Origin of the sequence: Sinobacterium caligoides (assembly GCF_003752585.1) — a bacterium.
Taxonomy (GTDB): domain Bacteria; phylum Pseudomonadota; class Gammaproteobacteria; order Pseudomonadales; family Sinobacteriaceae; genus Sinobacterium; species Sinobacterium caligoides.
Genome location: NZ_RKHR01000006.1, coordinates 25,972 through 47,719 on the forward strand (window position 1 = coordinate 25,972; position 21,748 = coordinate 47,719).

Genomic DNA, 21,748 nt, shown 5'->3' on the forward strand with positions numbered 1-21,748 from the left:
TATGAGCGATATCATGCAGCGCCGCCCCATCGCCGACACGGGCATCACAGTCAGCCCTCTCGGTCTTGGCACGGTCAAGCTCGGCCGCGATCAAGGAGTGAAGTACCCTCACGGGTTCAAGATACCCAACGACCGAGAGGCGCTCTCGCTGATTAACCTCGCCCACGACCTAGGTATTAATCTCATCGATACGGCCCCCGCCTACGGCAACAGCGAACAGCGCCTCGGCACGCTGCTCAAAGGCCAACGTCAGGACTGGGTCATCTGCTCCAAGGTCGGTGAGAACTTTATCGATGGTGAATCCAGCTTCCACTTCGACCGCGCCAGCGTTATCGACAGCATCGACCGCAGCCTGCAGCGACTAAATACTGACTATATCGATATGGTACTCGTCCACTCCGACGGCAACGATGTCGATATTATCAATCGTTACGGTATCTTGGATGTGCTCAACGAGATCAAGAAATCCGGTAAGATTCGCGCCACAGGCATGTCGACCAAGACCGTCGAGGGCGGTATTCTAGCGGCCCAGCTCTCCGACTGCGTCATGGCGACTTACAACCTCGCCTATACCGACGAGAAGCCGGTGCTCGACTACTGCGCCAGTCACAACAAAGCCGTGCTGATCAAGAAGGCCCTCGCCTCCGGCCACCTTTGCCTCAATAAGAACGAAGACCCGGTGCAAAAAAGTTTTGAATTTATTTTCCAAAACAAAGGGGTTTGCAGCGCAATCGTTGGAACAATCAACGAGAAGCACTTACGCTCAAATATGGAAGCACTCAACCAATACTTACAACGAAGTGTATAAGTGAACGATATTAACGAAATCAAACTATCGATTATTATCCCCTGCTACAACTATGGCCACCTCATTGAAAAGGCTATTGCCTCAGCAGCGACAGAGCACCCTAGTGTAGAAGTTATCGTTATCAATGATGGCTCGACAGATAACAGTCTCGAAGTATTACGTGAGCTATTAGCTCGGTATTCCTTCACGTTAATTGACCAAGACAACGTCGGACTCTCAGGCACTCGTAACAATGGCATAGAGTCTTCTAACGGTGAGTTTCTTTTGTTTCTTGATGCCGATGACTACCTTGTAGAAAATGCTGTAGAACGTTGCTTAGACGCAATCACCAACAACGACGATCAGTTCATTATTGCACAACACTACAGTCTCTCCGGCAAGAAAAAAACACTTTCAAAACCAGTGCCAGTCTCGAGTTCCAACAGAGACAACGTACTTCACTACATTAGCAAAAAGCTCAGCATCGTAAATGGTGGCTGCTTGATGCACCGCGACATCTTTGCGCAAAAGCGTTACAACACAGCGCTAAAAAACAGTGAAGATATCCCCGTTTTTATTTATGCACTAGCCAATTTTAAAAGCTCAGTTTTGCAACAGCCTATCGTCAACATCGTCAAACATACTGACTCCATGAGACACGATATTGCGGCTATCCTCGAGACAGGCACTCGCACCGTCGAAGAGAGTTTCAAGCCTGGCGAGCTGCCCACTGATATCATTTCATTAAAGAAATTGGCTCTAGCACAGCGATACAGTTCAATAGGCAGGGCCTGCTTCAAAGCTGGCAGGAAAAAAGAAGCACGTTACTATTATAAAAAAAGTTTGGCCTTCGCCCTTATTTTTGGCCTAAAGAGAGGTACAATTAAATCCCTTTTGAAAACTTATTTTTAAGGCTATCAATGACCCCCGCCCCGCTCATTAGTGTTGTTATGTCCGTATATAACGGCGCCCATTACCTTAAAGAGTCTATTGATTCCATACTCAATCAAACACTCACAGACTTCGAGTTCATCATCATTAATGACGGCAGCACTGACAGCTCGCTTGATATTATTAAATCGTACAATGACAAACGAATCACCATTGTTGACCAAGAAAATAAAGGCCTAATAAGCTCACTGAACACTGGTATTGCACTTGCTAAAGGGGAATACATCGCCAGAATGGATGCGGATGATATTTCCATCAACGATCGTTTTCAGCATCAGATAGAATATATTAATAAAAACAACCTCGATTTATGTGGCGGTTCCATTATTCGCTTTGGCCGTAAAATCCAGCGTAAAGACTATCCCTGTGACAACAAAAGCCTAAAATATGGGATGCTATTTCTCGGAAAAAGCTTTGCACACCCGACAGTGATGGCCAAACGAACAGTAATGTCCCAAAACCCCTATGACGCAACGTTCAAACACTATGAAGACTTCGCACTTTGGTTAAAGTTAATAGCCATTGACAATATCCGCGTTGGTAATACCCGCAAAGCTCTATTACACTATCGCTCACATGACAAGCAAACATCCAAAGTACATCATGACGTGCAAAAACAAAACCAGCTAAATATGGTTATATATGCCTTCAAGAACCAAGGTATAAATATCTCAACGAAAGATGCAAACGTCATCGTGAATACTAGAAACAGGCTTCCTTCAGACCTCCCTAGCCTAATACAACATGGGGAATTTTTAGCTAATATCCAAGAACATTTCCTGCATAAATGGGGCGAGAACACTACCATTAGTGAGCAATGGCGCAAAACCTGCTCAATCAACAGCGGTAATGGCCACGCCATGTTTAAAGCCTTCCGCGCTGCGAAAATACCACCCCCACCATTGCTCGCAACGATTAAGCTCTATCTAGCTTGTCTATTTAAGGCAAACAAAACTCATTAATCGTTGCACGGCGGCCTTTCTGCCTCCTCGCAGCCGCAGAGCCAAGCAACACTTAACGATACTGGCAACCATGTCACAAACCACACAGGACCAAACTTAGTGAATAAGTCAGAGCCATCAGTAACTACCGCCGTAGCGGCATAAGCAAGCAGGGCAATAGCGAGAGCCCGTATCTTCTGGCTCGATCGAAACAACGCGATTAACAGCACCGAGAGAATACCCAACCACAAGGCTAGCCCAACAACACCGTTGTGAAGTAACACCGATAAATACAAACTATGCGGATGATCGAATACCCTTCCATGCGATATAGCAATAGCAAAATCCGCAGCTGTGCCATAACCCAGCCAAGGCTGTAGCTTAATCATTTGCCAAGCTTGGCTCCATATTTCAGGCCGATAGCTCATCCCCCTCGCGACAAACTGCTCCCAATACAGCCAGACTATTCCGGTCATAAAGGCAACCGCCAAAGTGAAAAATACTACAGCACGCCTATTCCTATAAAAGCCACATAAAACAACAAGCCCCGCTGCGACTGCTATCAGCGCGCCCCTGGTTTGAATCTGTAATAACAACACTGTGATAGGGATAATCGCTAAAATACAAAACCAGTAAGTCCATCCATGCCTACAATCACCGATGGCAACATTAGCAGCGACTACCCAGAAAAAACCGTAGACGAAGCCAACTAAAATCGCATTCGTATTCAAACCGGTATCCATTAAGTTCAGACGTACCTGAGGCCCCAGGCCAAAAACCATATAAAACTTATACAGAATGAAAAATGCCGATAGCCCTGCACCAACGGTCGCCCATTTGAGCAACCATACCAGCGAGCCCTTCTGGTATGATTCCAGCGCCGAAAAACTAATAACAAAAAGCACCGCATATAATACACGCTTGATCTTTCTTATATCTGTATCAGGAAACAGCCAGAACGAAACAGCCGCAACCACCCCGAGCGCAACAACTAGCCAAAATACTTTTAGCTGTGACAGCGACACTCTAAACGGCTTATTAGCGAGAAATATAATAAGTGCAGGAAGCAATAAAAGAGCATATTGAATCTTTTGATAAGCAGCATTATTCGGTAAATAAAACAAGCCTGTCAGAGAGAAGAAGGCGCCCAATAACAAACAGCCAAAGCCCAATCGCTCGGTCCGGGATAGCTCAAGCGTTTTGCTAAACATCAAGACTGCCTCTTTATTTTCTCAACAATCGAGGTGGTCGAACAATCATCAACAAAGCTCATCACATAGACACTGCCACCATAGCCCTCGACGATCTCCCAGCCGACCACGCCCTTTTTATCATAATCACCGCCCTTCACTAAGATATCTGGCTTTAGCAGTGCCAACAGGCGCTCGGGGGTATCTTCCACAAACGGCACGACCCAATCGACAGAACCCAACCCCGCCAATACTGCCATGCGGCGATCCAGCGGGTTGACGGGGCGCCCCGGCCCCTTTAGTTTAGTAATAGAGGCATCGTCATTGACAGCGATAACGAGCCGATCCCCCAACGCCTTAGCCTGTTCTAAATAGCCCACATGGCCGGCATGAATAATATCGAAACAGCCGTTAGTAAAGACCACTCGCTCACCGTGGGCGCGGGCATCTTCTAACACCACGGCCAACTGTTCATCCGTCATCACACCGCGACCGCTGCCTGACTCTTTGTGGATGGCTCGGCGTAACTCAGGACCACTAATCGCAGCCGTCCCCAGCTTACCAACAACAATACTCGCGGCAATATTGGCGAGCGTAACCGACTGAGGCAGCGCCTCACCGGCAGCAAGACTCGCCGCGAGCACCGAAATCACTGTATCACCAGCACCGGTCACATCGAAGACCTCTTTCGCCTTAGCCGGTAGATGAAACTCGGGGTGATCACGACGTAATAGCGTCATGCCATGCTCGCCACGGGTGACCAGTAACGCCTCAATATCGAGCTGTGTTAGCAGAGCCGTCCCTCTTTCCACGAGCTCTTTTTCCGTTTCACAGCGACCAACGACAAGCTCGAACTCATTCAAGTTAGGCGTCAGCAAGGTCGCACCGCGATAGCGCTCAAACTCCGTCCCCTTTGGGTCGACCAATACTGGAACAGCCAGTTCTCGAGCGCGCTGGATCAGTGGTTGCGGATCACTCAACACACCCTTGGCATAGTCAGAGAGAATAATCGCTCCAACATGAGCGCTGAGCTCAACGGCCTGACGGCTGACGGCTACCGCCTCAGATGCCTCGAAGCCCTGCTCAAAATCAAGCCTCAACAGCTGTTGCTGACGACTAATCACTCGCAGTTTAGTGATCGTCGGCTTATCCGCTACCGTAACAAAATCACAGTGCACGTTAGCTGCGCTTAGGCCATCGATCAGCACCGCCGCCGCCTCATCTTCACCCACCAAGCCTGTCACCGATGCACCGGCACCGAGGGCGGCTATATTTAACGCCACGTTAGCTGCGCCACCTGGGCGATCCTCGATACCATTTACCTTAACCACAGGCACCGGTGCCTCCGGAGATATTCTGGTGGTCGCGCCATGATAGTAGCGATCCAACATAATATCTCCGACAACAAGTACTTGGGCCTGATTAAAGCGGGGCATCGATAATTTCATTGCAACTCTCAAAGCGATAACATATTTGCGGGCAATAATACCACATTTGCCCCCCTCGTAGCCGGTGGGCTAGGCATCAACAATCACACTACAACAGCATGACACAGCAGTGTTATGATACAGGCCTCTCAACAGGTCTATTTTAGACCGCTTAGCTATAACTAAAATTCAATATAGGCGGTATTCATGTCAATTACACTTCCCGTAGACATCAGCTCAATCAAAGGCTTTTTAGCCGATGACGAAGCCGAAGCACTCTATCATCTTGCCAGAGACTGCGCCCCCCTCGGCCCCATCTTCGAAATCGGCAGCTATTGCGGTAGGTCCACCATCTACCTCGGCAGCGCAGTGAAGCCCCTCGACGGCACCGTTTACGCGTTAGACCATCACCGCGGCAGCGAAGAACATCAGCTCGGTGAGGAATATCACGACAACACGCTATACGACGCCGACATCGCCCTGATGGATACCTTCAAAGAATTTCGTAAGAATATGCGTGCTGCCGATCTCGAGGAGACTGTCGTCCCTATCGTCGCCTCCTCACGAGCCGCCGCACGCCACTGGTCAACGCCGCTGGGGATGCTCTTTATCGACGGTGGCCACAGTCTCGAGGCGGCAATGACCGACTACCAGTGTTGGGCCAGCCACATCAAGCCCGGAGGCATCCTCGCCATCCACGATATCTTCCCCAATCCCGATGAGGGTGGCCAAGCCCCCTATACCATCTATAAACTCGCCGAGGCTTCAGGGCTGTTTGAGAAGCTACCGATGGTTAATACTCTCGGTTTATTTCGCCGACGCTAACCGGTATGCTCCTCCAGCAGAAGCTTCTCTCAAATTATAGGTTCATGCAATGTCGACACTAAAAGATTTTTATTACGCTGAGATCATTCGCGACAGCGGCAGAAGTTTCTCCTGGTGGTCGGTCTTAAATAGAATGCGCCGCAGTAGACGCTGTAACTATCTTTTCTGGTTCCGCATGGCCTACGTACTCCACGACAGCCCTTCTAGCATGAAGCGAAGTATCGCTAAATCAATCAACAACTGGATGATAAAACGTCACAATATCGAGATCATGCTGGGAGTAAAGATTGATGAAGGGCTAAACGTCGGCCACAATGTCGGTATTGTTATCACCTGTAAGGCCATTATCGGTAAGAACTTTCTCATTCTACAGAACACCACTATAGGCTCTGATGGTAAGAGTGACGCCCCTATTAACATCGGCGACAACGTTAGCCTCGGCGCCAACACTTGCATCATCGGCTCAGGCCTGAGTATTGGCGACAACGTTGAAGTCGGCGCGATGAGTTTTATTAACAAGAGCATCCCCGCCGATCACATCTACATCACCGAGAAAACATCCTATTACAAACTAAAAGCTAAAGCTCCATAGGTGTCAGTAACGTCTCCTCCGACAACAGCCTCACCTCGTTGAACAGGTGTGAGGCTGGGCTGTACTCCGTTAAAGCATCGGCGGCAAGCAAGATGGCGGCAGCGGTCCAGGTAGGCTTCTCATCTGGCCATAACACATCCTGCTTAAATTGATAGCCAGTCCAGTAGGAGCCATCTTCTAGCCGCCATTGATGCAGCCAACTATAGAGCTCCGTCGCTCGATCGCGATCCCCCGCTGCCAGTAGCGCCATCACCAACTCGCAAGATTCTGCGATCGTCACCCAGGGCTCATCGGAGACACAGCGACACCCCATACCCGCTACGACAAACTGATCCCAGCGTTGCTGCAAACGCAGTTTAGCGGTCTTTTTGTCCAGAGCACCGGTCAAGACTGGGTAAAACCAATCCATCGAATAACGGGCCTTAGACTCCCATGTACGATCAAAGCGCTCCGGTTTATTCGCTAACGCCTCACCGAGCAACGCCCGAGCTTGTAGCCAATCCGCACGCGCCTCTCCCAGTGTCACCGAGATGTTATAGGCACATTCTAGACTCTTGTAGATCGAGCTACAGCCTGTCACTAACGCATCTTGTTTCGCATTACCCTCTGTATCGACCGCCCAATGAATATCACCGAACTCCGTTTGCAAGTCCAAAACAAAGCTCATCGCCCGCTGTACCGTCGGATACATCTCAAGCAAAAAATCCCGGTCCTGGCTGATCAAATAATGATGCCACACCCCAGTGGCGAAATAGGCGACAAAGTTACTCTCACGGCGCTCACTATTGTGGACTTCACCATCTTTATAGGCCGCCCACCAGCTTCCATCGGCCAACTGAATATCCTTAAGCCAACGATAAGCACTAACCGCATGAGCAAACTCACCACCGATCGATAAGCCCATCGCCGCCTCAACATGATCCCAAGGATCTGCATACGAGCCTCCGAACCAAGGTACCGAACCGCAAGGCAGCTGCGTATCGCGGATGAAGTTGACAGTAGGGCGAAGAAACTCCTCAGGATATAGCCCCTTCGATAAATAGACTCCACTCATCCCTATACTCCCTTCCTGAAATACAACACCACACTCTTACCCAGCAACGGGTTCAAGCAGCGCTCAAGGGTGCGGGTAAGCCAAGGTTTGTCCATCAGGTCCCACACCAAAAAACGATGGTAGAGTTTAATTAAGCGATTGCTCTCCTGTGTCTTCCAGAAAATACACTTGAGCCACCAGAATGGCGAATGCAGAGCGTGTGCCCAGTGCTTTGCATAGAAGTGAAAGTCGCGTAGCTCGATCGCACAACGAAACTCACCTTCGTCGAAAATACGCAGATGCCCACCTTCCATTGCATGATACTCGTCGCTGAAGTGCCAACAGACTTTCTCCGGCCAGGCACGTGGTACGCTGGCACAGAAGTTTCCCCCTGGCTTCAAAACACGACGGATTTCATCGAGCGCACCCTCCCAGTCGGGGATATGCTCAAGCACTTCAGAGCAAATTACCTTATCGAAGGTATTGTCAGCAAAAGGCAACTGCAGCGCGTTCGCCACCGATAAACCGAAAGCCTTATCCTCTTGCTCTTGCGCAAAGGGCTCAAACCTCTCGGCCGTTGTTTTCAAATCCTGATGACTAAGGTCAACACCGACTGCGTGCACATCACCTTCCAAATAGGCGCTAATAACATGACGCCCCTCACCACAGCCAAGGTCCAAGACGATATCGCCAGCTTGTAGGCCAAACTTTTTATAATTAACTGTTTTCATGGCGCTTCAATACATCTCTATAAAATTCGATCATTTGCTCAGCGGCAAGGTGCCAGCAGAACTTTTCTTCGATTCGCCGACGCCCGGCTGCCGCTAATTCTTCACGTTTCTTTGGTGACTGAAACAACTCATCGACCGCTGCCGCAATCGCCGCGCTATCTCGCACCGGTACTTGCATTCCCGCGTTACCCACCACCTCAGGTAACGCACCACCATCCGTCGACACCAGGGCGACACCACAGCTCATTGCCTCACCCGCAGGTAAACCAAAGCCCTCATATACCGACGGCACCACAGCTATTTCAGCTTGCGCATAATACTCGACCATTTGTTCAGTCGAGATGCCGTGTACGAAAGTAATTCTATCGCCGATATTTAAGCGGCTGATTAATTGCTCTGTATCGCCCCCGGGCTGAGGCTTACCTACTAACAAAAGACTTAAGTCCGGGTACTTTACCGACAGCTGCGCAATTGCCTCCAGGAGATAACGCAATCCCTTCAGCGGCGCATCCGCAGACGCCGTAGCCATCAACCGATAAGCGACTTTTTTCACCTCCGGCATCGGGTGAAATTCTTCTGTATCAATGCCGCAATAGACCAAGTTTAGGCGTGCCTGATCGATGCCAAATGCCTGTGCAATATCTCGCTTCGAACGATTGGAAACAGTCTGTAGATGGTTAAGCCTCTTTACCACGAAACGTTGCATATCTAAAAATGAGTGCCAGCGACGAATTAAAAGTTTTTCACGCCAACTATTCGCCGCCGCTAACGCAATCTCTAAGTCTCGAGTAATCGGGTGATGGATGGTGCTGACTAAAGGAAAACCTAATTGCTGAAGCTTTAACATGCCAAACGACAATGACTGATTGTCGTGAATAATATCGTAATGGCGCCCCTCTCGGCGCAAGTACGCTACAGTCCGGCGACCAAAGGCCTGCATCTCAGCAAAACCACCGGTCAGCTTACTCAACCACTCAACAATATTTGCCCGCGACTTGAGATGGTGAAGGCGCAGAGACCCTAATCCATTTTCATATAAATTGAGACCTGGCATTTTTATAAGACTAACGCGATCGTCGAGGTGCGGGTAGGGTTCACCTGAGATCACATCAACGCTATGGCCTGCATCGACCAGCGCCTTACTCAGGTATTTGAGGTAGATACCTTGCCCTCCCCCATAGGGGTGGGAGCGATAACCTAATAGGCAGATTTTAAGCGATTTTGACGATCGATCACTTATGTTCGACGCAGGTTCCGACAACGACCCAACATCTTCCTGCAACCCTTTTAACTTTGCATTCATTGTGCAACGCCTGACTATATAGCTTTATAACCAACTGTTCTTGTTAGATTTATCAGCCATGTTAAAGATAAAAAGTACCGCTATCACTGCGCCAGCTATTTCACCCATTGAAAAGTGTACTAATGTTACGATGGAGGCGATGGAAAATCTAGGCTACCTCCCTCCACAAACTCAGCAATCTGTAATCAATTGCCTATATTTACGGTAATAAGTCTCTAGGGAAAACTTAGACAACGTTTTCTCCTCCAACTCGGCATGATAGTGAGATAAACCTGCAGCATCTAGCGCTAAGACTTTTTTCAACGAAGCTGCCAACGATCCAGCACTCTGCCTCTCCGCGATAAACTCATCGCGAGTAATCAGCTCAGGTATGCCTCCGGCCCTTGTCCCTACCACTGTGAGGCCGGCACAAATTGCCTCCAACATAGCGATCGGCAGCCCTTCCGATAATGATGACATAACGAAATAATCAAGCCCCGGCAATAACCGATAAGCATCAGGAACCATCCCTGTGATCACCAATCGCTCGCTAATACCCAGTTTTTCCGCCTGCTGCCACAAAGCAGCCTCCAGCGGCCCACCACCAATAATTAACAATTTCGCGTGTGGATACACCTGCAGCGTTGAAAACGCCTCTAGTAGGTAGCAGTGACCCTTTACCTTGCTCACTCGACCGATAGTACCGATAACTAAATCTTCTTCCTGCAGTCCTAGGCGACAACGCGCGTCCTCCCTGCTGAACAGATTTTTCCGCATCTTATCGCTATCGAGAGCATTATAAATAACCTCAACATGCTTTTCGGCAACACCCGAGGCAATTAGGTCAACTTTGACCGCATGAGAAACCGCAACAAATTTCCAGCGGTCGTTTAACACCACTCTCGCCAACAACCTCCGCCCCAAGCGCTTAAATTGAAACATACCGTGATACACCGACACAAAACGTCCATGCTTTAAAAATAACGATAGAATCATCAAAAGATAACTAGGCTTATATCGGTGAGTAATAATTAAATCGTATTGCTCTCGCTTAACGAAAGCATACATCTGCTTAAGGGCTCTTATCCCGATGCCACGAAAATCAGATTTATCAAACCCCATCTCAACCACTTTAGAGTGAGTCCTCTGTTCGATAGCTGAAACATCAACATCCCCCTCCAGCACGCAAAAGGTAACATCGTGGCCCTCCAGCGTCAGCGCCCTCACCGTTTCCTCAAACAGGTCAAACTCACTCACCATATCGTTCGCTTTCTGGCACACTTGGAGTATTTTCAAAACTTTCCTCTCAGAAATAAGCAACGGATAAATCAACAATCACACTGGCATCACTGGCTCACGGCCAAGATCTTTCCGATAGAGTTTAATCGCCTTCATTGTTACTTCAGTCAACACCTCTAACGACAGTGGTAACCGATAGCACTCTAAAAATAACGCCACATCCTCTCTACTCAAACCAATATCGAGAGCAGAATAATAAATCCCCGCCAAATCCTTCACCTGCCACCGATGCGGCACCTTGGCGCGGATCTGAGCACGATGCAAGTCGATGATGTGCAGCTGCGGCCACGTGTCATCAGCCTCATCAATAGTTTCATCGAGTAGAAAGTGGCAGAGATAGAAGTCACGATGATTCATCCCACTGCCATGCATCTTACCCGCCATCTCACCGACTCTCGCGATCAAGCGTCGCCTTAACTCTGCCGCGGGCGGCTTTTCACGCCAATCTTTGCAGTAATCCTCAAGACTAATAGTGTTGGCCAAATCCTCAGTAACAATGAACGAGAGCTGTTTAGCAGGGTTGCAGCCCCGCTCACCGTAGGCCACAGCAGTCATCGTACCAACATTGATAGCCTTAAGATGGTCGATTGCCTGCCACTCATTACGTGCGCCCAAGATAGGTAGCCGCAACTGCAGCAGGTTCTTAATAATCTCACCCCAGCCAATACCCTGGTGTAGCTTGAGAAAATAGCTCTTCTGCTGTAGCTCAAAGCGTAGAGTGCGCCGCCCCTCTTTACTGCGGTAAACCTCACCCTGCTGGGCGATCGCTGCCTCGAAGGGCTGTGGCCACGCCGCCTTAAACTCATCATTCAGATATAACACTATGCGCCACCCGCTGTGATTAATGTTGCCGCCCGCTCGGGCATCGAATAGATATCAGCCGTCGTGGCGAAATGCTGAGCACGGCCAAACCAGTCTACCGGTTCGGCAAATAGCAGCCGTGCCAACTGTTGTTGCAGTGCATCAGCGCTAAATGGCGAGGCAACGACAGCGCCCATCTGGTAGTCAGTAATATAGTGAGCGTAACCACAAACCGCCGTCGTCAGCACCGGCGTGCCCGCGACCATTGCCTCCAGCAAAACAGTGCCTGTATTCTCACGGTAGGCGGGATGAATCAACAAGTCCGCCGCCAACAGCAACTCAGGCACGTCATCGCGGCCGCCGAGAAACTCAACACTCGCTTCGACACCGAGCTTTTTCGCCAGGGCGAGATAACGCGCCGGCTTATCCTGCCCCGCTATCTTCAGCTTAACACGCTGACGCTGATCCTCTGCGAGCGCCGCCAGTGCCGTAATCGCTCGGTCAACGCCCTTGGTCTTAAAGCCCGAGCCAACCATCAACAACAGTTTCTCATCATCCTTCACACCGAGGCCGACACGTGCCGTGGCTGCCCTTTCATTGGCGTCAGCACCGGCAATTCGATCGCGCGAGATGCCCGGCGGCAGCAGATGAAAACGCTCCGCCACGGTGCCATAACTCTGCTGATACGCAGCCATCTCCGAGGCCGAAATCATCAACAGTTCAGTAGTCGAACACGGGGAAAATACCGCCTCTTCGCAGGCGAGGAAATGCTTCGCCCGTGGACTGTGCCTATACAGCCAACCACGCTGCTCTACCTTAGTCTTAAAACAGCTATCGGCGGCATAGTACCAATCGAGCCCCGGCAGCTTATCGAAGCCGACCACACGGTCGAAGCCCTGCCCCGTCAACGCCGCCGCCAAGCCTTCGGCAAAGCGCCGATTCTTAGTGTGATTACTCAAGCCACTCTTGCCGAGCACATGCACCGCTATCGTCGCCGGCCGATCTCCCTGCCAAAGGCCGCAAAAAATCTCCACCTCGTGCCCTAAAGAGACACAGGCGTGAGCGATACGCCACATATCCTTCTGTAGGCCGCCATAGGGAAAATATTTAAACAGCGCAAAGGCGAGTTTCATCGTTTCGCCTTCTTGGCTGCGCGTCGATCGAGCAGAGCGAGCAACTTATCAACCTCCTCTGCAGTCGCTCCAGCCCCTAGGTAAGTCTCGACAAACAACCGCCGATGCTGACGAAAACGCTGGCTCGAGCGCCGCAGCAACACCTCAAGATCCTTGCGCCACAGCCTGCTAAAGCCATGATGTGGCCGCACCGTTTCTAAGTCGATAAAGCGAACCTCGCCGCACCCGATAAAGATATGCTTGGGGTAAAGACAAGGGTGCCGGTAACCCGTGGCGTGCAGTGCCAGCACGGCGGTGGCGATCTGCTCAACCAACGCACTGTAATCCGCCTCACCATACTCGCCCTCGTTGAGACGATCCATCGATACGTAATCGGCCAGCGCCTCGGTCACCAAAACCGCCTCCCGGCCGCGACGAGTCTTGGTTTCGGCATAACAGACCACCTCTATCGTCTTGATACCGTAACTGTCGAGCCGGCGAATATTATCGAACTCCTGGCGGAAACTAGGCACCCCCTTGAGCGGATGACGCCAGGTGCGCATCGAATAATTGCGCTGTCGTTTGACATACAGGCCGGCACTATTGCTCTCGCGATCAAGGCCGATGTAGCCTACCTCGCTATAGCCGCCGTGGCCGTGATTGGGCTCATCGACCAGCTCAAGCTGATGATCGAGCCAGCCCTGGCAACTGTCTAGCCCAAGGTCGGCCAGCGTTTTCTGCCATGCGCGGGGGATATAGAGCATATTAATCCTCACTCGCCAGCAGGATCGGTTGAAACCTCTGCCAGACCCGTTCAGGTGTCATACTGGCAAAGTTAGCCGGTTCAATAGTCGGCTCATAGTGACTACCGTCGTCTTCAATTTCCTGCGTCGTATAGTGATATTGATTGGCACCGCAGGTACCGACCACCTGAGGATCAGTGGGGCTATACAGCGACAGGGTCGGCACACCGATCGCCGCCGACAAATGGCCTAGCCCGGTGTCGACGGAGACGACGGCCGAGGCTTGCGCCAGAGCTGTCGCAACGCCTTTGATATCCAGCCGAGGCAGCACCTCGACACGATCATTATCGACGGCAATATCTTTCGCTCTATCGCGCTCAACATCGTTGCCCCAGGGCAGTAATACACGATAACCGGCGGCAGTAATTTTCTCCGCCAGTTGTCGCCAATAAGCCGCCGGCCAGTGCTTGGTAGGCCACGTTGTGCCGTGTAACAGCACCACGTTTTTCTCGACAACCGCGGAGCCTGCAAACTGCTTGCGCGTCAAACCATACTCAGCCTCTGTCGTCGGCTTCTCATAGCCGAGACTGCTGGCAAACAGCTCGCGAACCCGTTCCACCGCATGCTGTTCTTTACTCACCGAGATTTTGTGTTTGTAGGCCATCGACGCCAGCGGCTCACGAATCGAGTTGCGATCGTAACCGTAACAGGGAGCTTCCACCAGTCGAGTCAGAAAGGCACTCTTCAACAAGCCCTGGGCATCGATCACGCAATCATAGTGTTTCTTGCGAATATTGCGCTTAAAGCTACGCCACTCACCGCCACTCCAGGTGTTAATCAGACTCTTACGCCAGCGCCGAATCGCGACCGGTATCACCCGATCGACAGCGGGGTGCCAGGCGGGGATCTCGGTGAACGCTTCCTCAACGACCCAGTCGAAGGTGATCGACGGCATCGCCGCCATGGCGTCGGCGAGAGCTGGCAGGGTGTGTATCACATCGCCCATAGATGAGGTTTTCACCACCAATACACGCATAAGATTATACCGCTTCTTTATTGACTAGCAGGCGCTTCACCGCGGCGAACACTTCGACCGGCGAGAGCTTGGTTAAACAGTCCAGGTGTCCGAGCGGGCACTCTCGCTGAAAACAGGGACGACAATCGATATCGCTGGCAATGACCTCTACGTGTGCGGAGAGCGGCGGCGTAAACTCCGGCGAGGTCGAACCGTAGACCGCCACCAACGGCACACTCACGGCCGCCGCAACATGCATCAAGCCAGAGTCATTGCTAATCACCACAGACGAGAGCGACAATAAGTCGACCGAGTCACCGAGCCGAGTCTCACCGGCCAAATTAACCACAGCTGCACGATACTCTGGCGACATCAGCGAGACTATCTCATCGGTCACCACACGATCCTTCGCCGAACCAAACAGCCAGACCTGCATACCGTCGGCCACCGCCTGTTCAGCTACCGCGGCATAATGCTCTGAAGGCCAGCGTTTCGCCGGGCCAAACTCTGCCCCGGGACACAGCGACAATACTGGCACCGTCAACGACAGACCGTGCTGTTGCTGCAAGCGCTGGCAGTTATCGGCATCGGCCACCAATTTCGGATTGACGATAGCCGGCAACGGCTTGTCCGCCGCCACCCCCAGGGCCACAAAACGCTCCACCATCAGCGGATAGCGGTGCTTGTCCAGCAGGCGAATGTCGTTGAGGAAACCAAAGCGATATTCCCCGCGCCAACCGGTGCGGATAGGAATGTCGGCAAACAGTGGGATAAAGGCCGACTTCAATGAGTTGGGTAACACGATGGCGCGAGTATATTGCTCCGCACGCATCGCTCGCCCCATCTTGAAGCGCTGCTTAAGCTGTAGACTACCATGACCAATCGGCATCACTACCGTACCAGCCACCTCCGGCATGCGCTCGAGAATAGGTCGACTCCAATCCGGCGCCAAGACGTGTATCACCGCGCCGGGGTAACGCTCAAGCAGCGTAATAAACAGGCTCTGCGCCATCACCATATCGCCCACCCAAGAGGGGCCGACGATCAGTATTTTTTCCACACTACTCATAGTATATCGACCACTCTATACGGCCCACCATTATCACCACAACACACAGCACAACCTAGCTCAGGGCAAAACAGACAATAAAAAGCATCGCCCCAAGCAGCTTAATGGTTACTTAGCAACCGGCGCCAACCAATCGTAGCGACCCTTGTTGCGCCCCTGGACTGCATCGAAGTAGGCAGCCTGTAAGACTTCCGTTATTGGGCCTCGACGACCGCTGCCGATCTGACGACCATCCAGTTCACGGATCGGTAACACCTCTGCCGCCGTACCAGTGAAGAAGGCTTCGTCAGCGACATAGACTTCGTCGCGGGTCAGGCGCTTCTCCCGAATCTCATAGCCGTGCTCGGCGGCGAGATGGAAGATGGTGTCACGGGTGATACCCTCCAGACACGAGGTCAGCTCCGGCGTATAGATGATGCCGTTACGTACCATGAAGAAGTTTTCACCACTACCCTCGGCCACATAACCCTCGTTATCGAGCAATAGCGCCTCATCACAGCCACTCTCCAGCGCTTCACGCAGCGCCAAGATCGAGTTGATGTAGTTGCCGTTCGCCTTGGCCTTACACATAGTGATGTTGACATGATGACGAGTATAGCTCGAGGTGCGGATCTTGATGCCCACCTCCTTCGCCTCTGGGTCCATATAGGATGGCCAGTCCCAGCTAGCCACCATCACGTGTGTCTTCAAGTTATCCGCACGCAGGCCCATCCCCTCAGAACCGTAGAAGCACATTGGACGAAGATAGGCTTCCTCTAGCTTGTTTTCGCGTACCACGGCCAACTGCGCTTCGTTAAGCTCTTCTTTGCTATAAGGAATATCCATCGCCAAAATATGTGCAGAGCGGAATAGGCGGTCGGTATGCTCTTGCAGGCGGAAAATACTGGTGCCGTGATTGACAGTGCTATAAGCGCGCACCCCCTCAAAGACACCCAGTCCATAGTGCAACGTATGAGTTAATACATGCACCTTCGCCTCACGCCAGGGTACCATTTTACCATCTAACCAAATCACGCCATCTCTATCTGCCATGGACATATCGTAAACTCCTAGCCATTGTGCTCGCCACGCCATTATCGGTGTTGGTGGCAAGACTCATTATTTGTAATCGTCGTCTTCTAGCTACTTTTTAACAGCCTGCTCATGCAGGTACTGCTGCCACATCTGCGTGACTAATTGGCGCTGCGTAACGTACTGACCAGCAACTACACTGTTCTCGCAATGCTGTAGCGCGAGTCGGTGTGAATGTGCCCGATAAGCCTTGTAAGCTTCGGCGACGGCCTCTGTCTGTTCGCACGGCACGAGATGAATGCCAGACAGTGTCTCTAAGATACGGACGTTGTCCGACCACTCCGTCAATGCAGGATGCTGATTTGCCAGCGCCAAAACGGCAAATTGAACCATAAATTCGATGTCAACGATACCTCCAGAGCCATGCTTAAGATGAAAAAGCTCCTCACCCTGTGCATTTGTTGTCTTCGGCAGAAGATGATCGCGCATTTTCTGCCGCATCTCGACCACTTCCACACGTAGCTTCTGCCAATCTCTCGGCTGACGCAGGATCTCTCGGCGCAGGGTATCGAAGCGCTGCCCCAGCCCTCGATCACCGGCCACCACCCGGGCACGCACTAGAGCCTGATGCTCCCAGGTCCAGGCGTCGTTGAGCTGATAGCGTTCGAAGGCCTTCAGCGATGTAGCCAGCAAGCCTGCATTACCAGAGGGCCTCAGACGCATATCCACCTCGTACAACGCGCCCTGCGTGGTGCGCGTCGTCATGATATGGATGATCTTCTGGCCCAGGCGGTTATAAAACTTCTGCGCACTAATCGGCCGGTCGCCATCACTCTCACTCATCGCGTCGGCATCGTAGAGGAAGACTAGATCGAGATCCGAGCTATATCCCAGCTCTAGGCCGCCGAGCTTACCAAAGCCAACGACCGTAAAACCCGGGTCACAACTGTGGCCGTCCGACTGCTGCGGTCGACCGTGACTCGCCGTCATATCCCGCCAAGCCAGATCGAGCACCTGCTGCAGAATGACTTCGGCGATATAACTGAGATAGTCACTGACCTGCATCAGCGGCAACCGCCCGGTCACCTCCGAAGCTGCCACCCGTAACACGTGTGCGGAGCGAAAGTAACGCAACACATCCATCTGCCCCTCCAAATCATCCTCCGGTAGGCGCAATAGCTGCATCTGTAGCTCACTGCTCAGCGTCGCTCGATCGGGGACGGTATACAAACTCTCTACGTTCAGCAGCTCGTCCAACAATACCGGATGTGTCGCCAGCTGCTTGGCAATCCACGGGCTCGCAGAGCAGAGCAGAGTCAACTGCTGCATCGCCTGCGGGTTCTCCAGCAATAACACCATGTAAGCACTGCGCCGCAACACCGCTTCGACGAAGGGCAGCATACGCAGCAGCAAGGTGCTGGCGCCATCGTGCTCGGCAATCGAGGCTAACAGGCGCGGCATAAAGAGATCGAGGCGCTCACGCCCCTGCCGCTGCATCATCTTGACACGCTTACTCGAACGCATCATCGACAGCTGTCGCCAGGCCTCCTCAACCTCACTAAAACCATTATCGTGAAGCCAGGCAACAACCTGCTCATCGCTATCCTCATCCAGCCAGGCGTCCTCCCACTCCTGCCCCAGCCCGCCGTCGGCATTTTCCTCCTCTGGCGCCTCGATCAGATAACGAAAGTGCGTCGCCACTGCCTCTCGGTGCTGCGACAGCACCTGATAGTAATCATCCCAACAGGCGAAGCCCATCACCGCCGCCAGACGCAGCTGCTCAGCTGGTGCTACCGGCAGCGCCTGTGTCTGTTTATCCTGATAGCCCTGAATACCATGCTCGCTATTACGCAGGAAGCAATAGGCCGCTCGCAGCTCGTCGACTGCCGCCGCGGGCAGATACTCGTACTCTTTTAGCAGCCTCAAAATACGCAGCAGGCGTCGGTCCTGCAGCTCGACATCCCGACCACCGCGAATCAACTGAAACACCTGTGCGATGAACTCGACCTCGCGAATACCGCCGCCGCCGAGTTTGACATCGTTTTGCAGGCCGCGACGCGACACCTCCCGGGTAATCATCTGCTTCATCGAGCGCAACGCATCAATGACGCTGTAGTCAACGTATTTACGAAACACGAAAGGCTTCAACATCTGCATCAAACGCTCACCGGCCAACTTATCACCTGCGACAATGCGCGCCTTGATCATCGCGTAACGCTCCCACTCACGACCATGATCTCGATAGTAGGCCTCGAAGGCATCAAAACTCAGTACCAGGGCACCGCTCTGCCCCCAGGGGCGTAGCCGCATATCGACGCGAAAAACAAAACCATCGGCGGTGACCTGGTCCAGCGATTTAATCAACTGCTGGCCCAGTTTCAGAAAAAATTTGTGATTCTCTACCACGCGCTGGCCACCGCGCGTCTCACCCTGCGACGGGTAAACAAAGATCAGGTCGACATCAGAGGAGAGGTTTAATTCACAGGCCCCCAGCTTACCCATGCCAACCACAACCATCTGCTGCGGCTGCCCGAGACTATCGACAGGAGTGCCCCAGTCAACGGATAGCTGCTGGTATAGCCAGGCAAGCGACAGGTCAATACTGCTATCTGCCAACGCCGACAGTTCCGCCGTGGTCTGCTCCATTGTTGCCAGGCGATTAAAGTCACGATAGATAATTCGGCACATTTGTCGACGGCGAAAACGGCGCAACACAGAACACAATGCCTCAAAACTATCCGCCTCAAGTAAGCTCTCTGCCAGTTCTTGACGCAATTGCGCCGCCGACATCACCTCGTGTAGCGCATCCGACTGCAGTAGTTCGACCAACATCGCCGGTTGGCGCTGACACTGTTCAGCAAAGTATTCACTGCCCATCATCGCCGTCGCCAGCTCTCTCGCAAGTGCCGGCCGCGACTCGGCGCGCTGTTGCAACGCCGCCGGCAGTGCCAGCTCACTCGTCTGCGCTGAATCCAACACCTGTGCCCACGCCTGTTCGGTCAGCTCGAGCAGCGCCGCTGGCAAATGCTCTGTAATCAGTTGACTCATTACCAATACCTTCACTTAAATAGCATCACCCACCGTTAAACGGACAGGGGGCTCATCACACCTTTTGCCTTAACGACTACTGTTTATCGACCGATGGAGGCACCACGCGCAATACCTCCTCTATCGTCGTCAGCCCGGCGGCGACCTTCTGTGCGCCACTCAAGCGCAGTGTGCGCATGCCTTCGCGCATTGCCTGCTCACTGAGCTTTTTCAAGTCGGTATCACTGCGAATATGTTCGCGCACCTGATCGGATATCACCAAGATCTCATATATTCCCTGCCGACCGCGGAAGCCGGTATGGCGACACTCGTCACAGCCCTTCGCCGTGAAGATATGTGCCGGTGGTGCCACTCGCCACGGTGCTGTCAACGCCGTCCAGGCCAAACTGTCGACCGGGACCTGCTCTTTGCAATGTGGACACAGCGTACGCACCAACCGCTGCGCCATGACGCCGTTCAAACTTGCTCGCAACAGGTAGGCCGGCACACCGATCTCCAGCAACCGGGTCACCGCACTAGGCGCATCATTGGTATGCAGCGTCGACAACATCAAGTGTCCCGTCAGCGCCGCCTGTGTCGCCATCTCAGCAGTCTCGGCGTCGCGAATCTCACCGACCATAATCACGTCGGGATCCTGGCGCAACAGCGCGCGCACCCCGGTGGCAAAGTCTAGGTCGATATTGGCGTTAACCTGCATCTGATTAAACATCGGCTCGATCATCTCGATCGGGTCCTCAATGGTACACAGGTTCACCTCATCACTCGCCAACCGGCGCAGACTGCTATATAGCGTTGTCGTCTTACCCGAGCCCGTAGGACCCGTCACAAGGATGATGCCATTAGGGCTGGCCAGCAATCGCTGCCAGCGATTAAGGTCTTCCTTTAATAAGCCCAGTTCATCGAAGCCCTGGTTGAGCACCGTCGGATCGAAAATACGCATCACCAACTTTTCACCGAACGCCGTCGGCAGCGTCGATAAACGCAGCTCAACCTCGCCGGCATCGGGTCGGCGCGTCTTCAAACGCCCATCCTGCGGTCGACGCTTCTCAGCCACATCGAGACGCCCCAGTATCTTAATACGACTAATCACCGCCGTCGTCACCTGCGCCGGAAACTCATAGATCGTATGTAGCACGCCATCGATGCGAAAACGCACCTTACCCCTCTCCCGTCGCGGCTCGATGTGAATATCGCTGGCACGCTGATTGAAGGCGTAGCCCAGTAGCCAGTCGACAATATTGACGATATGTTCGTCATTGGCATCGGGGTCTTTCATCTGCCCCAGTTCCAACATCGCCTCGAGGTTGGTCAAACCCGCAGCCTGCCCTGCCTCGCTACTGGCGCCGCTAATCGAGCGAGCAAGAGTATAGAACTCGACCTGGTATTTTTTAATATCGGCAGGATCGACGATGACACGGCGAATGTTGCGGCTAGTAACATGACTGAGGTCGGCCTCCCAGCTATTGACCCAGGGCTGCGCCGAGGCGACCACGACCTCATCACTGTCGACAGCTAGCGCTAATATCTGGTGACGACTCGCGAAAGCGTATGACATCACCGCGCTGACCGCCGCAACATCAATCTTGAGCGGGTCGATCCTCATGCAAGGCTGACCCGACTGCTCCGACAGCCACTGCAACATACAGCTAACATCGATCTTCTTATGCTTTTTTGTTTGGTCACTCAGTTGCTGTGATGCGATAAAATTAATCGGGTGCATCGCCGCCTGTTCAGCACTACGCGACGCCATCACCAGCCGCCCGTGATCGCGCTCCGACAGCTGACCGGACGCCAACAAGCCGTCGAGTAACGAGCGTAGATCGACAATACGACCGTCAGCGGAGTACCGTAATGTTTCTGTCACATTGTTTGCTTTCACTCGCAGCCCCAC

General features: G+C 52.5%; 19 protein-coding genes. 5 read left to right on the top strand and 14 right to left on the bottom strand.

Going from position 1 to position 21,748, the window contains the following annotated elements; all coding sequences use genetic code 11:
- Position 1 precedes the first annotated feature (1 nt).
- Genes EDC56_RS14980 through EDC56_RS14990 form a run of 3 tightly spaced genes read left to right on the top strand, consistent with a single transcriptional unit; the run spans position 2 to position 2,700 of the window.
- Positions 2 to 808, top strand: coding sequence for an aldo/keto reductase (locus EDC56_RS14980; RefSeq protein WP_211333724.1), 807 nt, complete (start codon positions 2 to 4; stop codon positions 806 to 808).
- Complete coding sequence (locus tag EDC56_RS14985) at positions 809 to 1,699, top strand: glycosyltransferase family 2 protein (protein ID WP_123713389.1); 891 nt, start codon at positions 809 to 811, stop codon at positions 1,697 to 1,699. It abuts the gene before it with no gap.
- Between the two features lie 8 nt (positions 1,700 to 1,707).
- Entirely contained in the window at positions 1,708 to 2,700 is a 993-nt protein-coding gene (locus EDC56_RS14990; protein ID WP_123713390.1) for a glycosyltransferase family 2 protein, read from the top strand.
- Here EDC56_RS14990 and EDC56_RS14995 read toward each other — a convergent pair.
- Both EDC56_RS14995 and hldE read right to left on the bottom strand, forming a co-directional pair.
- Entirely contained in the window at positions 2,697 to 3,890 is a 1,194-nt protein-coding gene (locus tag EDC56_RS14995; protein WP_123713391.1) for an O-antigen ligase family protein, read from the bottom strand. The genes EDC56_RS14990 and EDC56_RS14995 overlap by 4 nt on opposite strands.
- Positions 3,890 to 5,317, bottom strand: a complete 1,428-nt coding sequence (gene hldE / locus EDC56_RS15000) for a bifunctional D-glycero-beta-D-manno-heptose-7-phosphate kinase/D-glycero-beta-D-manno-heptose 1-phosphate adenylyltransferase HldE (protein ID WP_123713392.1) — start codon at positions 5,315 to 5,317, stop codon at positions 3,890 to 3,892. The genes EDC56_RS14995 and hldE overlap by 1 nt, the downstream gene beginning before the upstream one ends.
- Before the next feature lie 186 nt (positions 5,318 to 5,503).
- Between hldE and EDC56_RS15005 the strand changes: the two genes are divergently transcribed.
- Positions 5,504 to 6,121: a class I SAM-dependent methyltransferase gene (locus EDC56_RS15005; RefSeq protein ID WP_123713393.1), complete on the top strand. Its 618-nt coding sequence runs from the start codon at positions 5,504 to 5,506 to the stop codon at positions 6,119 to 6,121.
- Between the two features lie 49 nt (positions 6,122 to 6,170).
- Positions 6,171 to 6,713, top strand: coding sequence for an LbetaH domain-containing protein (locus EDC56_RS15010; protein ID WP_123713394.1), 543 nt, complete (start codon positions 6,171 to 6,173; stop codon positions 6,711 to 6,713).
- Here the strand turns inward: EDC56_RS15010 and EDC56_RS15015 are convergent.
- The 12 genes from EDC56_RS15015 to tfpB form a co-directional block, all read right to left on the bottom strand.
- Positions 6,700 to 7,767, bottom strand: a complete 1,068-nt coding sequence (locus EDC56_RS15015) for a prenyltransferase/squalene oxidase repeat-containing protein (protein ID WP_123713395.1) — start codon at positions 7,765 to 7,767, stop codon at positions 6,700 to 6,702. The two genes, EDC56_RS15010 and EDC56_RS15015, sit on opposite strands and share 14 nt — an antisense overlap.
- A 2-nt stretch (positions 7,768 to 7,769) precedes the next feature.
- Positions 7,770 to 8,477, bottom strand: coding sequence for a class I SAM-dependent methyltransferase (locus EDC56_RS15020; protein ID WP_123713396.1), 708 nt, complete (start codon positions 8,475 to 8,477; stop codon positions 7,770 to 7,772).
- Positions 8,464 to 9,780 carry a glycosyltransferase family 4 protein gene (locus EDC56_RS15025; RefSeq protein WP_123713397.1) on the bottom strand — a complete coding sequence of 439 codons (1,317 nt, stop codon included), beginning with the start codon at positions 9,778 to 9,780 and terminating at the stop codon, positions 8,464 to 8,466. Before EDC56_RS15025 ends, EDC56_RS15020 begins: the two co-directional genes overlap by 14 nt.
- A gap of 171 nt (positions 9,781 to 9,951) precedes the next feature.
- The gene (locus EDC56_RS15030) at positions 9,952 to 11,055 is read right to left on the bottom strand and encodes a glycosyltransferase (RefSeq protein ID WP_148059431.1); all 1,104 of its coding nucleotides are present in this window, start codon (positions 11,053 to 11,055) and stop codon (positions 9,952 to 9,954) included.
- A gap of 39 nt (positions 11,056 to 11,094) precedes the next feature.
- Positions 11,095 to 11,880: a lipopolysaccharide core heptose(I) kinase RfaP gene (rfaP, locus tag EDC56_RS15035; RefSeq protein WP_211333725.1), complete on the bottom strand. Its 786-nt coding sequence runs from the start codon at positions 11,878 to 11,880 to the stop codon at positions 11,095 to 11,097.
- Complete coding sequence (locus tag EDC56_RS15040) at positions 11,880 to 12,992, bottom strand: glycosyltransferase family 4 protein (RefSeq protein ID WP_123713400.1); 1,113 nt, start codon at positions 12,990 to 12,992, stop codon at positions 11,880 to 11,882. The genes rfaP and EDC56_RS15040 overlap by 1 nt, the downstream gene beginning before the upstream one ends.
- Positions 12,989 to 13,735, bottom strand: coding sequence for a lipopolysaccharide kinase InaA family protein (locus EDC56_RS15045; protein ID WP_123713401.1), 747 nt, complete (start codon positions 13,733 to 13,735; stop codon positions 12,989 to 12,991). The genes EDC56_RS15040 and EDC56_RS15045 overlap by 4 nt, the downstream gene beginning before the upstream one ends.
- A 1-nt stretch (position 13,736) precedes the next feature.
- Positions 13,737 to 14,750 (bottom strand): lipopolysaccharide heptosyltransferase I, encoded by a 1,014-nt coding sequence (gene waaC / locus EDC56_RS15050; protein ID WP_123713402.1) that lies wholly within the window; start codon positions 14,748 to 14,750, stop codon positions 13,737 to 13,739.
- Positions 14,751 to 14,754: 4 nt separating this feature from the next.
- On the bottom strand, positions 14,755 to 15,798 hold the full coding sequence (gene waaF / locus EDC56_RS15055) for a lipopolysaccharide heptosyltransferase II (protein WP_123713403.1): 1,044 nt from the start codon (positions 15,796 to 15,798) through the stop codon (positions 14,755 to 14,757).
- 108 nt (positions 15,799 to 15,906) lie between these two features.
- Positions 15,907 to 16,836: a branched-chain amino acid transaminase gene (locus tag EDC56_RS15060; protein ID WP_123713672.1), complete on the bottom strand. Its 930-nt coding sequence runs from the start codon at positions 16,834 to 16,836 to the stop codon at positions 15,907 to 15,909.
- Between the two features lie 84 nt (positions 16,837 to 16,920).
- Complete coding sequence (gene glnE, locus EDC56_RS15065) at positions 16,921 to 19,857, bottom strand: bifunctional [glutamate--ammonia ligase]-adenylyl-L-tyrosine phosphorylase/[glutamate--ammonia-ligase] adenylyltransferase (RefSeq protein WP_123713404.1); 2,937 nt, start codon at positions 19,855 to 19,857, stop codon at positions 16,921 to 16,923.
- Between the two features lie 76 nt (positions 19,858 to 19,933).
- Positions 19,934 to 21,736 carry a type IV pilus assembly ATPase TfpB gene (tfpB, locus tag EDC56_RS15070; protein ID WP_245980716.1) on the bottom strand — a complete coding sequence of 601 codons (1,803 nt, stop codon included), beginning with the start codon at positions 21,734 to 21,736 and terminating at the stop codon, positions 19,934 to 19,936.
- Positions 21,737 to 21,748: the final 12 nt, after the last annotated feature.

Bases quoted from the DNA above. Each gene is read 5' to 3' on its own strand.
- EDC56_RS14980 (WP_211333724.1), top strand. From the start codon at position 2: ATGAGCGATATCATGCAGCGCCGCCCCATCGCCGACACGGGCATCACA.
- EDC56_RS14990 (WP_123713390.1), top strand. From the start codon at position 1,708: ATGACCCCCGCCCCGCTCATTAGTGTTGTTATGTCCGTATATAACGGC.
- EDC56_RS14995 (WP_123713391.1), bottom strand. From the start codon at position 3,890: ATGTTTAGCAAAACGCTTGAGCTATCCCGGACCGAGCGATTGGGCTTT.
- hldE (WP_123713392.1), bottom strand. From the start codon at position 5,317: ATGAAATTATCGATGCCCCGCTTTAATCAGGCCCAAGTACTTGTTGTC.
- EDC56_RS15005 (WP_123713393.1), top strand. From the start codon at position 5,504: ATGTCAATTACACTTCCCGTAGACATCAGCTCAATCAAAGGCTTTTTA.
- EDC56_RS15010 (WP_123713394.1), top strand. From the start codon at position 6,171: ATGTCGACACTAAAAGATTTTTATTACGCTGAGATCATTCGCGACAGC.
- EDC56_RS15015 (WP_123713395.1), bottom strand. From the start codon at position 7,767: ATGAGTGGAGTCTATTTATCGAAGGGGCTATATCCTGAGGAGTTTCTT.
- EDC56_RS15020 (WP_123713396.1), bottom strand. From the start codon at position 8,477: ATGAAAACAGTTAATTATAAAAAGTTTGGCCTACAAGCTGGCGATATC.
- EDC56_RS15025 (WP_123713397.1), bottom strand. From the start codon at position 9,780: ATGAATGCAAAGTTAAAAGGGTTGCAGGAAGATGTTGGGTCGTTGTCG.
- EDC56_RS15040 (WP_123713400.1), bottom strand. From the start codon at position 12,992: ATGAAACTCGCCTTTGCGCTGTTTAAATATTTTCCCTATGGCGGCCTA.
- EDC56_RS15045 (WP_123713401.1), bottom strand. From the start codon at position 13,735: ATGCTCTATATCCCCCGCGCATGGCAGAAAACGCTGGCCGACCTTGGG.
- waaC (WP_123713402.1), bottom strand. From the start codon at position 14,750: ATGCGTGTATTGGTGGTGAAAACCTCATCTATGGGCGATGTGATACAC.
- waaF (WP_123713403.1), bottom strand. From the start codon at position 15,798: ATGAGTAGTGTGGAAAAAATACTGATCGTCGGCCCCTCTTGGGTGGGC.
- EDC56_RS15060 (WP_123713672.1), bottom strand. From the start codon at position 16,836: ATGTCCATGGCAGATAGAGATGGCGTGATTTGGTTAGATGGTAAAATG.
- glnE (WP_123713404.1), bottom strand. From the start codon at position 19,857: ATGAGTCAACTGATTACAGAGCATTTGCCAGCGGCGCTGCTCGAGCTG.